The following is a 12,543-nucleotide window of genomic DNA, read 5'->3' as shown; positions in this document are numbered from 1 at the left end:
CGACCAAGGTCGGCGGCTATCGGGTGGCGTCAGCCGTTGGCGACCTTTTCCCGGCGCAGCAGTTCGCGCTTGCGCGCAACGCCCCAGGCATAGCCGGACAGGTCACCGTCGCGGCGCACCACGCGGTGGCAGGGCACGGCGACCGCCAATGGATTGCTCGCGCAGGCACGTGCCACCGCACGACTCGAGCGTGGTGCACCGATATGCGCGGCAATATCCGCATACGACGCGGTCTGGCCGCGCGGAATCTGCTGCAGTGCCTGCCATACCCGCTGCTGGAAGGCGGTGCCGCGGATATCCAGCGGCAGTGTGGCGCCTCGCGAGGGATCCTCGACCAGGCCCACCACCTGTGCCACCAGTTGCTCATAGCCGTGGTCGGCACCGACCAGTTCGGCCTGGCGGAAGCGTTGCTGCAGTGACTGCAGCAGCGCCTCCGGATCGTCGCCGAGCAGGATCGCGACCACGCCGGTGGCGCTGCTGGCCACCAGCACGCTGCCCAGTGAGCTTTCGGCAAGCGCGAAGTGGATGACTTCGCCGCGACCACCTGCGCGCCATTGCTTGGGAGTCATGCCCAGCAACTTCGGTGCGTTCTCGTAGAAGCGCCCGCTGGAGCCGAAGCCAGCATCGTGGAAGGCATCGGTGATGCGCTCCTGCTGTTCCAGCCCGGTGCGCAGGCGGTCGGCGCGCAGCGCGGCAGCGTACTGCTTGGGGGTCAGCCCGGTGGCCTGTTTGAACAGGCGATGCAGGCGCGTCGGGCTGCAGCCGGCGATGTCGGCCAGCTCCTGCAGCGAGGGCTCGTCGAGGCTGGCCTGCAGATGGCGGCAGACCCGTTCGACGCGGGCGTCGAGGGCGGTGGCGGCGGTGCTGTCCATGGGCGGATTCTGGCACGTGCCGGTTCTGCGGAAACTCCGTTTCCTGCACCTGGCCGCGAGGCCCGGAAACGGAGTGTTGGTGGGCCGGAGGCGCGGCATCGTGGCGGCCACTCCACAACCGGTACCACTCTCATGCGCCTGAACAACAAGATCGCCCTCATCACCGGTGCCAGCGCCGGCATTGGCCGCGCCAGTGCGCTGCGCTTCGCCGCCGAAGGGGCAACGCTGGTGCTCAATGCGCGTCGGCCGCAACCGCTGCACGCACTGGCCGAGCAGATCCGCGTCGGCGGCGGCGAGGTGGTGGTGCATGCCGCCGACGTGGCCGAGCCGGGCACGGCGCAGGCGTTGGTCGATCTGGCCCAGCAGTCATTCGGAGGCCTGGACATCGCGCTCAACAATGCCGGGATGCTCGGCCCCGGCGTGCCGGCAGCAGAGTTCCCGGCGGATGCGTGGCGCGAGGTGATGGCCACCAATCTCGACGCCGCCTTCCATGCCGCACGCGCGCAGTTGCCGGCATTGCTGGCACGCGGGGGTGGCTCGCTGGTGTTTGTCGGTACCTTTGTCGGCCATACCGTGGGCTTCCCGGGCATGGCCGCCTACGCGTCGAGCAAGGCCGGACTGATCGGCCTGAGCCAGGTGATCGCCGCCGAGTACGGCGCGCGTGGCGTACGCAGCAACGTGCTGCTGCCTGGCGGTACCGATACCGAGATGGGCCGGCAGGCCGCACCCACCGGCGATGCCCGCGACTTCGTGCGCTCGCTGCACGCACTCAAGCGCATGGCCGAGCCGGAGGAGATCGCCAACGCGGCGCTGTTCCTGGCCAGCGATGAAAGCAGTTTCGTTACCGGTACCGCGATGCGTGTTGAAGGTGGAGTGTCGATCACCCGTACCTGAGCGGCGTCATGAGCGCGGCGTGTAGCGGATACCGCTGCTGGCCATGAAGCCTTTCGGGTCGAACCGGGCCCATGCCTCGCCCCACTCGAACCGGGCGCGGCCACCTGCCAGTTTGCGCCCCAGAGCCGTGGCCAAGGTGCGACGCATGAAAGCGACTTCGGCATCGATCGCGACCTGGGTCGGCCAGCCGTCTTCCAGTGTCGCACCCGGCAGATCGACGCCGATCGTCACCATGTCGAGCTGTTGCCCGTGGAAGCACAGGCTGATGCCGGCGGGCGCACCGCCCAGACTGACCCGGTGCAGGCTGAGCCAGTGATAGCCGGTGCCGGCATCGCGCTCGCCATGCATCAGCGTGGCGAAGGCGATGCGCGCCTCCTCCAGTGACAGGGTGGGGCAGATCAACGTCGTCAGGTGGCCGAGCTGGATGCTGCCGTCCGCTGGATCGAGGCGCATTGGCAGCGTACGCGCGGCGTGCTGGGCGGGAGGTGGCATCACGGACTGGCTGGGCATGTTGGTCCGGATTCTGCAGAGCCGTGAGCTGCGGCGGCAAGCGGAACTGCACACGCTGTTCGCGCGGGCCTGACCTGCGGATCACTGCGCAGCCTCTAGCGTGAAGTCCTGATCGGCCTTCGCCGGCACAGGAGACTTCGATGAGCGAGCGCGACAAAGACCCTGGCGATCCGAAACAGGGCGTACAGGAAAGCCGTCAGGACAGGGCGCAGGAGGACGTGGCAAAGCAGCGGCCGGGGCAGCGCGATCAGCAGGTGCGTGATACGCATTCGCGTGGTCCACGCCGCAAGGACGGGGATCAGGAACCTGCCTGACTCGTGATCGATGCAAGAAAAAACCCGCAGATCGCGACGATCGGCGGGTCTTCTTAATGAGTGGTGGAGCCAAGGAGGATCGAACTCCTGACCTCGTCATTGCGAACGACGCGCTCTCCCAGCTGAGCTATGGCCCCACGGCAGGGCTTCAGTGTAGCCAACTGGCTGCGCCTTGCCAAGCCGACCCGGGATGTGCCGGACGGCGTGGCATGAAGGCGTGCACTGTGCCGAAACCGTCCGGTTTGTCGGGCCCGGATGCCGCGCAACGAAATCGTAACAATTTGGGGGATAATGGCGGCTTGCGCAGTTCTCCTCCTTTTTGCCGCCCGGCTCGCGCAGGCCGCACGGACGCCTCCTCAGAGCATTCCATGCCCTCCCATTCCGATTCCCGCCGCCTGTCGGGTATGTCGTCTTCCTTCGTTTCCTTCCGCCGCCATCCGCTGGCGCTGGCCTGTGCCGGCCTGGCCCTGGTCGGCAGCTTTGGTGCCGCCGCGCAGGACAGCGCGCCGACCCCGACGGGCCTGGACACGATCACCGTGACCGCCGAGCACCGCGAGCAGAACCTGCAGGAAGTGCCGGTCTCGGTGGGCGTGGTGCAGGGCGAGCGCATGCGCGACTTCACCGCCGGCGGCGACGACACCCTGCTGGCGCTGTCCGGCCGCGTGCCGAGCCTGTATGCGGAAACCACCACCGGCCGCATCTTCCCGCGCTTCTATATCCGCGGCCTGGGCAACATCGACTTCTACCTGGGTGCCTCGCAGCCGGTGTCGATCATCCAGGACGACGTGGTGCTGGAGCACGTGGTGCTGAAGTCCAACCCGGTCTACGACGTGGACCAGGTGGAAGTGCTGCGCGGCCCGCAGGGCTCGCTGTTCGGCCGCAACACCACCGCCGGCATCATCAAGTTCGACACGCTGAAGCCGACCCAGGACTACACCGGCCGCGTCAGCGCCAGCTATGCGACCTACAACAGCGTGTCGATCGACGGCGGCTTTGGCGGCCCGATCAACGACATCGCCTCGTTCCGCGTGTCGGCGCTGTACCAGCACCGCGACGACTACGTCGACAACACCTACAAGGGCCCGAGCGCTGACGGCACGGTCAGCCCGAAGAAGAACGCCATGGGCGGCTTCGATGACCGCAACGTGCGCGCGCAGCTGCTGCTGACCCCGAGCGACCAGTTCTCGATCCTGGCCTCGGCCCACGCCCGTGATTACGAAGGCACCTCGACCCTGTTCCTGCGTGGTGCGCTGACCAAGGGCTCGAACAAGACCGACGTGCCGCGCGACCAGGTCGCCTACGACGAAGCCGACAACAACCCGCAGGCCTACAAGACCTACGGCGGCTCGGTGAAGGCACGCTACGACTTCGGCGCGATCGACTTCACCTCGATCACCGCCTATGAGACCACCTCCGGCTACAGCCGTGGTGACACCGACGGCGGCGCGGCGGTGAACTTCCCGGTGAACGGCGTGCCGAACGGCTACGGCCAGTCGATGGGCCGCATCCGCGACCTGGACCAGTGGACCCAGGAATTCCGCCTGGCCAGCCATGACGACAGCGCCCTGCAGTGGCAGGCCGGTGCGTTCTACTTCAACGGCAGCGACACCACCGACTTCTACCAGCGTGCGTGGTTCCTGCAGGGTGCGGCCCGCAACCCGAACAACTGGGTGCGACTGCGCAACAAGAACACCTCGTGGGCCGGTTTCGGCCAGCTGAGCTACGCCTTCACCGACAAGTTCACCGTCACGGCCGGCCTGCGCCAGACCAAGGACGAGAAGCACACCCGCCTGCTGAAGACCGCTGACACCGCCGCCGGCGTGGTGACCTACAAGGGCCGCACCGACGTCAAGATGTCCGACACCACCCCGAGCTGGGATCTGAGCGCGATGTACCAGATCACGCCGGACGTGAGCGTCTATGCGAAGGTCGCACGCGGCTTCCGCGGCCCGACCATCCAGGGCCGTTCGGCGGTGTTCAATGCCGACTTCACCACCGCCGATTCCGAGACCATCCTGTCCTGGGAAGCCGGCGTCAAGAGCAGCCTGTGGGACAACCGCCTGCGCCTGAACGCGACTGCATTCACCTACACCGTCAATGACATCCAGCTCAACGGCAACGATTCGGACGGCAACGGCGTACTGTTCAATGCCGACAAGGCCAAGGCCTACGGTTTCGAAGCGGACATGGAGCTGCGCCCGATCCCGAACCTGACCCTGAGCGCCGGCGTCAGCCTGCTGCACAGCGAGATCAAGGACAAGCGCGTCTACGCGCAGGTCTGCGGCCTCAACGGCAAGGTGGTGTGCACGGTGAATGACCCGACCATCAAGGTCGGTGCCAACACCTTCGCGCAGATCGACGGCAACCCGCTGCCGAACGCGCCGAAGTACAACGTCAACCTGGCCGCCCGCTACGACTTCCCGGTCAGCGACGCGGGCACCATGTTCGTGTCCACCGACTGGAACAAGCAGGGCTACACCAGCTTCGTGCTGTACGACAGCAAGGAGTTCAACTCCAAGGGTGATTTCGAGGGCGGCCTGAAGATCGGCTACTCGGGCAACTACGGTGCCTATGAAGTGGCGCTGTTCGCGCGCAACATCACCAACGAGAAGAACCTCAAGGGTGTGATCGAGAACTACATGGCCGCGGTCTACAACGAACCGCGCACCGTCGGTGTCTCGTTGAACATGAACTGGTAAGGCATTGCCGCGAGGGTGGGCGGTCCCACCCTCGCACTGCTGGAGTGCGCAGGGCGGCCCGGTGATCCGGGTCGCCCTTCTTGTTGCGTTCGACGGCGGCGGGAATGCAATCCGGCGCCGCGCCCGGTGCTTCAGCGTGCCGGCAGCAGCGCCTGGAGCTGCGATTCCAGTTCCTGCTGGCGCCAGCCGGCCAGTGCGGCCGGCCACTGGCGGCGTTCCAGATAGCTTTCCAGGTGCTTGCGTGAGGCCAATACGCCATCCGGCAGGCCCAGTTCGCGGCTGCGCTCGGCAACCGCGTCCTGCAGCTTCTTCAGTGCCTGCTTGTTGCTGTCGTTGGCCGGCAGCGCCAGCGGTGCTTCGGCCTCATCGGCCAGCGGCGTATCCAGCGCCTGCCACACAGCGCCCGCGAGCTTGCGCGGTGCCTTCGGGAACTGTTCGAACAGCTTGCCCAGTGCGGCGGCATCGGCCGGTGGCGTGCGTGCCAGCGTGGCGGCCAGTTCGTTGTCCAGGATCCAGCTGCGCGGGCGGTCGCTGCTGCGTGCCTGCACATCGCGCCAGCGCAGCAGACGCAGCAGCCGATGCTGTGCGGCCGTGTCGAGGAACTGCGCCGAGCGCATCGCCAGGTGCGGCCAACGGTCTTCGTCATTGGCGACGCTGGCCAGCAGGCGCTCGCCGTCGTCGTGCAGCCACTGCTGGCGGCCCAGCGCCTGCAACCTGGCATCGATGGCGTCATGCAGCGCGAACAGGTGCTCGACATCGTCGGCGGCGTACTGCAGCTGCGAGTCGGACAACGGGCGGCGCATCCAGTCCGAACGGGTTTCGCCCTTGGCCAGCGCCACGCCGGTGATTTCCGCGACCAGCTTCTGGTAGCCCATACCGCCACCGATGCCGGCCAGCGAGGCGCCGATCTGGGTGTCGAACAGCGGACGTGGCAACACGCCGCAGGCCCACTTGAAGGCGACCAGGTCTTCGCTGGCGCTGTGCATCACCTTGACGATCGATTCATCGGCCAGCCACGGCGCCAGCGCCTCGGTCATGCCGGGAATCAGGGGGTCGATCAGCAGGATGTCCTGCCCGACCGCCATCTGCACCAGGGCCAACTGCGGCCAGAAGGTGCGTTCACGGATGAATTCGGTGTCCAGGCCGATGCGGGCCGGACGCTGCTGGAAGTACGGATCCAGCTCGGCGGGGGTGGTGATCCAGATTGCCACGGGTCAGGGCCTACTACTCGGGTTTGCTCAGGCAGGGGAGAATAGCCTAACGTCGGTCCGCATCCGTGCCGAAGGAGATCCTGCTTGCGTTTTCCGCTGTCGTCCGTGCTGTGCACCGCCCTGGCCCTGGCCGGCTGCACGCCGTCGCCCTCGGCGACGCCGGAGCCGGGACCGGCTGCTGGCGAAGACGCACGGCCGCAGCAAGGCATGCAGGCGGACGCGACGCCGGAGGCGGCGCAGGGCAGCGTCACCATCGCCGGTGAGGATGCCGCCGAGGATGTGCAGCGGTGGACGCCACCGCGGGTCGATCGGCAGGGGCGCAGCCTGGCCCAGCTGCGTCGCGCGGCCGAGAAGGCGTTCGCCGAAGGGCGCCTGTACGAGGACGCCGACGCGGCGGTTCCGCTGTGGCTGGCGGTGCAGGAGGAAGACCCGGATGACCGCCAGGCCCGCAACGGCCTGCAGCGCGCCCGCCAGCGCCTTCAGCAGCAGGCCGATGCCCTGCTGGTCCGGCCGCTGCAGCAGCGCGAGGCGCTGGCCGAGGCCAGCCGCCAGGCACTGGTGCTGCTGACCCTGGCGCCGAAGGATGAGAAGGTTCGCGCGCTGCAGGGACGGGTGGAGCTCGCCCAGCGCGTGGTGGCCTACAACCGTGCCGGCGAGGAAGACCTGCGTTCGGGGCGGATCGGTGAGGACGGTGACGGAGCGATCGGCAACTTCCGTGAAGCGCTGGCCCTGGATGAACACAACAGCCGGGCACGGCAGGGCCTGGCGGCGGCCGAGAGTGGCCTGATCCGCCGTGCCGAGGACGCGGCGCGGGTGCGTGACTTTGCCAGCGCCGGCACCTGGCTGGCCGAAGCCAGCAAGGTCCGTGATTCGTCACCGGCCATTGCCGATGCCTTCGAACGTATCGAACAGATACGCGCGGCGGCACTGCTGCAGCTGCGCGATGATGGCCTTCGCGAACTGGCGACGCCACAGGGCCTGAAGCCGGCGCGCGAGAAGCTGGCCGAGGCCCTGCGCATCGCCTTGCCAGGGGATGCGGTGGTGGCCCAGTTGCGCGAACGCATCGACCTGGCCACCCATTACGGCAGCTTCCGTCCCGGGCAGGTGTTCAGCGACGCCATGCGCGATGGCGGGCGCGGCCCGCAAATGATCGTGGTGCCGCATGGTGGCTTCCAGATGGGCGCGGGTGATGCCGAGCCCGGTGCCAGCGATGCCGAGCGGCCCTCGCATTATGTGCGCTTCGACCGCGGGTTTGCGATGGCGATCACCGAGATCACGGTCAGTGATTTCGAGCGCTATGTGAAGTCGACCAATGCGCGGCCGCGTGCGACCCGGCGCGGCCACTCGGTGGTCTATGACGAGCGCAGCGGCAATTTCATCCGCCGCAGCGGTGTGGACTGGCGTTCCGATTACGATGGCGCGCGCGCACTGGGCAATTCGCCGGTGATGCATGTGAGCGTGCGTGATGCCGAAAACTACGCGGCGTGGCTGTCCGAGCAGACAGGACGCAGCTACCGGCTGCCGAGCGAGGCCGAATTCGAGTACGCGCTGCGTGCCGGCAGCAGTGGCCGTTATCCGTGGGGCGACGCCGGCACGCCGCCGCCCGGCGCTGGCAACTTCACCGGCAGCAAGGATGTCTCGCCCTCGGGGCGGCACTGGCACAACGCCTTCGTCGGCTATGGCGATGGCTGGTGGGGGCCCGCGCCGGTGGCCAGTTTCCAGGCCAATGCCTTCGGCCTGCACGACATGGCTGGCAATCTCAGCGAGTGGGTGGCCGACTGCTGGCATGCCAGCTACCGGCGTGCGCCGTCCGATGGTGTCGCCTGGTTCAACCCGGGCTGCCGGTCGCGGGTGATCCGGGGCGGCAACTGGGCCAATGCGCCCGAGCAGACCCGTGCGGCCTGGCGGCAATCGCAGGACTCGGACACCACCAACGCGCGCATCGGCTTCCGTCTGGTGCGGGGCATCTGAGCATCGGGCTTCACCCGCTGCTGGCGTCCGCGCACTAAGATTGCGCCGTGCCCGCCGGCCGGCGGGGCCTGCTGGAAGACACCGATGCGCAACGATCCCTTTTCCCGCTCGCCGCAAGGCCCGCAGCGGCGCGGCCTGTTCGGCAACATCCGCTGGTGGGTGCTGCTGCTGGCAGCGGGCTATGCGGTGTTCTACTGGTTCTCCAATCGCACGGTCGATCCCTACACCGGCGAGAAGGTGATGATCGACAGCAGCCTGGATGCGCGCCAGGAGACCGCGCTCGGGCTGCAGGCCTACCAGCAGATCCTGTCGCAGGAACGGCCGATGGATCCGAATGCGCCGATCGCGCGTGATGTGCGCGACATCGCCCAGCGCCTGATCGCCAAGGTGGACGTGGTGGAGACCGCGCTGGCACAGGAGCACGGCGTGCAGCCGGCGCATTTCGCGCGGGATTTCCAGTGGGAAGTGAATGTGATCCCGTCCGAGCAGGCCAATGCGTTCTGCCTGCCGGGTGGCAAGATGGCGGTCTACACCGGCCTGGTGCCGGTGGCGCGTACGCGTGACGCGATGGCGGTGGTGATGGGCCATGAGATCGCCCATGCGCTTCTACGCCATGGTGCACAGCGGATGGCGCAGCAGAAGCTGACCCAGATCGGGCAGATGGCTGGTGCCGCCAGCGGCATGGATGCGCAGCAGCAACAGATGATGATGTCGGCGATGGGCTACGGCTACCTGCTGCCCTATGCGCGCAGCCACGAGACGCAGGCCGATGAAGTGGGGCTGATGCTGGCCGCAGCGGCCTGCTTCGATCCCCGCGAGGCGGTGCCGCTGTGGCAGCGCATGGGCCAGGCCAGTGGCGGCCAGGCGCCGCCGGAGTTCGCCTCCACCCACCCGAACCCGGGTACCCGCATCCAGAACCTGCAGGCGCTGATGCCGAAGGCGCTCGAGTACCGGCAGAAGTTCTGCGAGCAGGCAAAGTAGGGGGAGGGGCGGCAGGGCTTGCAGCCCTGCACCCGCGGTAGGTAGTGCCGGCCGCTGGCCGGCAGCAGCAACAGCGGAAGCGGGTTTCCTGAGGGATGGCGGGGTGGGTCCGGTTGCGGGAGACGCCGTAAACCCTTCCATGGGGGCTTGGCCGCGGCATCCATGCCGCGGACACTCCCGCAACCGGACCCACCCCGCCTTCGACAGTTTGCTGCGGTCTGTCGGAAATGCTCTTGGGGTCAGATCCGTTTTCCGTAGGAAAACGGATCTGACCCCGAATTGATTCGATATCTGACAGGATCTACCGTGTCGACCAAGCTCGACACCTACCAACAGTCATCGGAATCTGTCAGAGGTGGGGCGGTGTGGCTGTGCAGGACCGTTGGCGCCATCGAGCCCCCAAGGGTGAGGGCGCTTTGCTTGCGAAGCACTGCTTCGCAAGCGCCCGAACGCACAGCCGCCGGCGGCTGGGCCGGACCGCGCAGCGGGGTTTACGGCGTGTCCTGCACAGCCACACCGCCCCGCCAAACCATCAGCAATCCAGAGCCGCTTTTGCTGTTGCTGTTGCTGTTGAGGTTGCCGGCCAGCGGCCGGCACTACCGCAGGTGCAGGGCGCAGCCCTGCCGAACGCCCCTTACTTGACCTGTACGTCGATCACGCCGTCGCCGACGCGGGCCTGCAGGGCGTCACCGGACTGTACCTGATCAAGCTTTCGCACCAGCGTACCGTCATCGCTGCGGGTCAGGATGCTGTAGCCACGCGCCACGGTCGCCAGCGGGCTGACTGCTTCAAGTGAACGCGCCAGTCCGCGCAGTCGCAGTGCATCGCGCTCCAGCAGGCGCTGCATCGCGGCCTGCGGCCGCCCGCGCAGGGCAGCCAGACGGCGCTGCATCGCATCGAGCTGGCGCTGCGGATGGTGCCCGCGCAGCACTGCCGCCGCATGACGCAGGCGCGCGGCGCGACGCTCCTGCTGCTGGTTGAACGCAGCATGCAGGCGCCGGCCCAGATCCAGCTGGCGTCGGCGCAACAAGTCCAGCCGCGCCTGCGGGCTCTGGGCGTTCAGGCGCAGCAGGGCGCGGTCGGCGCGCTGCATCGCCTGCTGCATCGCATGCCGTTGCAGCTGCACCATGCGCGCGGCCGTGCGGCGCAGGCGCAGTGCCAGTTCGCGCTGGTCGGGTACCAGCAGTTCAGCTGCCACCGAAGGCGTCGGTGCACGCAGGTCGGCGGCGAAGTCGCTGAGGCTGAAGTCGGTTTCGTGGCCGACCGCCGAAACCACTGGGGTGTGGCTGGCGGCGATCGCACGGGCCAGGGCTTCGTCATTGAAGGCCCACAGGTCTTCCAGCGAACCGCCGCCGCGGGTCAGCAGGATCACGTCGTAGCGACCACTGGCATCGGCCGCCTGCAGCAGGCGGGTGATCTGCGCGGCGGCGCTGCTGCCCTGCACCAGGGTCGGCAGCAGGTCGACTTCCAGCAGCGGGAAACGGCGGCCGAGCACGCTCAGCACATCGCGCACGGCGGCGCCGGTCGGCGAGGTGATCACTGCCAGACGTTGTACATGCGCCGGCAGTGGCCGTTTGCGCGCCGGGTCGAACAGGCCCTCGGCCTCCAGCCGTGCCTTCAGTTCCTCGAAGGCGCGGCGCAGTGCGCCTTCGCCCGCCTCCTCCATGTGGTCCAGCACCATCTGGTACTCGCCACGGGCGTCGTACAGGGTCACCTTGCCGCGCACCAGCACGCGCATGCCTTCGCGCGGCACGAACTTCAGGTACTGCGCCTTCATCCGGAACATTGCGGCACGCAGCTGCGCACGCGCGTCCTTCAGGGTGAAATACAGGTGACCGGAGGCAGGACGCGCCACGCTGCCCAGTTCGGCCTCGACCCAGATCGCCGGGAAACTGCCTTCCAGCAGGTCGCGGGCCAGGGTGTTGAGCTGGCTGGGGGTGAAAATGTCGTTGTTGCGTGGCTGCATGGGAACGGCGTGCTGCGGGTGGAGCGGGGGCTCAGGATCGCACGTCAGCGCGCCGTGTGCTGGCCCAGCGCCCACTGCACGTGTTCACGCACCAGCGGCGAGGGATCATCGACGCGGGTCTGCAATGCGGCCAATGCTTCGGCCGAGGACGGTGCGTTGCCCAGTGCCACGGCGATGTTGCGCAGCCAGCGCTCGTGCCCGCTGCGGCGGATCGGGCTGCCCTCGGTGCGGCGCAGGAACTCGGCCTCGTCCCAGGCGAACAGCTGGTCCAGGCGCGCGGTATCGAGGTTGTTGCGCGCGCGGAAATCGGCTTCGTCGGTGCGCTTGGCGAACTTGTTCCAGGGGCAGACCAGCTGGCAGTCGTCGCAGCCGTAGATGCGGTTGCCGATCAACGGACGCATGTCTTCGGGAATGGCGCCGTCGTGCTCGATGGTGAGGTAGGAAATGCAGCGCCGCGCGTCCAGCCGCTGCGGGCCGGTGATGGCCTGGGTCGGGCAGACATCGATGCAACGCGTGCAGGTGCCGCAGTGCGCCGTGGCCGGCGTGTCGATCGGCAACGGGATGTCGATGTAGATCTCGCCGATGAAGAACCATGAACCGCCATGGCGGTCGATCAGGCAGGTGTGCTTGCCGATCCAGCCGAGGCCGGCGTTGCGCGCCAGTGCGCGTTCCAGCACGGGGGCGGAATCGACGAACACGCGGTAGCCCAGTGGCGCTACTTCATCGTTGATCTGCGTCGCCAGCTTCTGCAGGCGGTTGCGCATCAGCTTGTGATAGTCGCGGCCCAGCGCGTAGCGCGCCACGTAGGCGCGGCCCGGGTCGGCCAGGGTCGCCCAGGCTTCGGTGTCGTCCTTGTGGCTGTAGTCCATGCCCACTGAAATCACGCGCACGGTGCCGGGCAGCAGCTCGGCCGGTCGCGCGCGCAAGGTGCCGTGGCGCGCCATCCAGTCCATCGTGCCGTACAGGCCCTGGCCCAGCCAGTCGGCCAGGTGCGCTTCATCCTCGCCCAGTTCGATACCAGCGATGCCGCAGCGCTGGAAGCCATGCGCACGCGCTAGGTCGCGGATGCGCTGCACGGCCTGGACCGGATCGACAGGGGTGGGGGCGGGGGACATGTGCACCAGT

The 12,543-nt window shown here is 67.8% G+C and carries 10 protein-coding genes and 1 tRNA gene; 5 read left to right on the top strand and 6 right to left on the bottom strand.

Going from position 1 to position 12,543, the window contains the following annotated elements; all coding sequences use genetic code 11:
* Window positions 1-29: 29 nt before the first annotated feature.
* Window positions 30-872 (bottom strand): bifunctional transcriptional activator/DNA repair enzyme AdaA, encoded by an 843-nt coding sequence (locus ACT6SE_RS14355; RefSeq protein ID WP_046431766.1) that lies wholly within the window; start codon window positions 870-872, stop codon window positions 30-32.
* A gap of 132 nt (window positions 873-1,004) precedes the next feature.
* Here ACT6SE_RS14355 and ACT6SE_RS14350 point away from each other — a divergent pair, with 132 nt between their 5' ends.
* Window positions 1,005-1,766, top strand: a complete 762-nt coding sequence (locus tag ACT6SE_RS14350) for an SDR family oxidoreductase (RefSeq protein ID WP_046431764.1) — start codon at window positions 1,005-1,007, stop codon at window positions 1,764-1,766.
* A 6-nt stretch (window positions 1,767-1,772) separates the two neighbouring features.
* Here ACT6SE_RS14350 and ACT6SE_RS14345 read toward each other — a convergent pair whose 3' ends face one another.
* Window positions 1,773-2,258 carry a hypothetical protein gene (locus ACT6SE_RS14345; RefSeq protein ID WP_046431792.1) on the bottom strand — a complete coding sequence of 162 codons (486 nt, stop codon included), beginning with the start codon at window positions 2,256-2,258 and terminating at the stop codon, window positions 1,773-1,775.
* 158 nt (window positions 2,259-2,416) lie between these two features.
* Here ACT6SE_RS14345 and ACT6SE_RS14340 point away from each other — a divergent pair, with 158 nt between their 5' ends.
* Window positions 2,417-2,590 carry a hypothetical protein gene (locus tag ACT6SE_RS14340; protein ID WP_006457496.1) on the top strand — a complete coding sequence of 58 codons (174 nt, stop codon included), beginning with the start codon at window positions 2,417-2,419 and terminating at the stop codon, window positions 2,588-2,590.
* Window positions 2,591-2,651: 61 nt separating this feature from the next.
* Here the strand turns inward: ACT6SE_RS14340 and ACT6SE_RS14335 are convergent.
* Window positions 2,652-2,727, bottom strand: a tRNA-Ala gene (locus ACT6SE_RS14335).
* Window positions 2,728-2,958: 231 nt separating this feature from the next.
* Between ACT6SE_RS14335 and ACT6SE_RS14330 the strand changes: the two genes are divergently transcribed.
* The gene (locus tag ACT6SE_RS14330; RefSeq protein WP_046431763.1) at window positions 2,959-5,289 is read left to right on the top strand and encodes a TonB-dependent receptor; all 2,331 of its coding nucleotides are present in this window, start codon (window positions 2,959-2,961) and stop codon (window positions 5,287-5,289) included.
* A 131-nt stretch (window positions 5,290-5,420) separates the two neighbouring features.
* On the opposite strand, the gene rnd is transcribed toward ACT6SE_RS14330, so the two are convergent.
* Window positions 5,421-6,500 carry a ribonuclease D gene (gene rnd, locus ACT6SE_RS14325; RefSeq protein ID WP_046431761.1) on the bottom strand — a complete coding sequence of 360 codons (1,080 nt, stop codon included), beginning with the start codon at window positions 6,498-6,500 and terminating at the stop codon, window positions 5,421-5,423.
* 84 nt (window positions 6,501-6,584) lie between these two features.
* On the opposite strand from rnd, the gene ACT6SE_RS14320 reads away from it, so the two are divergent.
* Together ACT6SE_RS14320 and ACT6SE_RS14315 are read left to right on the top strand one after the other, a co-directional pair.
* Window positions 6,585-8,471, top strand: a complete 1,887-nt coding sequence (locus tag ACT6SE_RS14320) for a formylglycine-generating enzyme family protein (protein ID WP_014647818.1) — start codon at window positions 6,585-6,587, stop codon at window positions 8,469-8,471.
* Between the two features lie 84 nt (window positions 8,472-8,555).
* Window positions 8,556-9,452, top strand: coding sequence for a M48 family metallopeptidase (locus ACT6SE_RS14315; protein WP_005417787.1), 897 nt, complete (start codon window positions 8,556-8,558; stop codon window positions 9,450-9,452).
* Window positions 9,453-10,086: 634 nt separating this feature from the next.
* On the opposite strand, the gene xseA is transcribed toward ACT6SE_RS14315, so the two are convergent.
* Complete coding sequence (gene xseA, locus ACT6SE_RS14310; protein ID WP_046431756.1) at window positions 10,087-11,418, bottom strand: exodeoxyribonuclease VII large subunit; 1,332 nt, start codon at window positions 11,416-11,418, stop codon at window positions 10,087-10,089.
* A gap of 44 nt (window positions 11,419-11,462) precedes the next feature.
* Entirely contained in the window at window positions 11,463-12,533 is a 1,071-nt protein-coding gene (gene queG / locus ACT6SE_RS14305) for a tRNA epoxyqueuosine(34) reductase QueG (RefSeq protein ID WP_046431754.1), read from the bottom strand.
* Window positions 12,534-12,543: the final 10 nt, after the last annotated feature.

The organism is Stenotrophomonas sp. LC732, assembly GCF_052446685.1.
GTDB lineage: Bacteria > Pseudomonadota > Gammaproteobacteria > Xanthomonadales > Xanthomonadaceae > Stenotrophomonas > Stenotrophomonas muris.
Note: the sequence above shows the minus strand (reverse complement) of the source record. Positions and strands in the feature narration are given on the sequence as shown.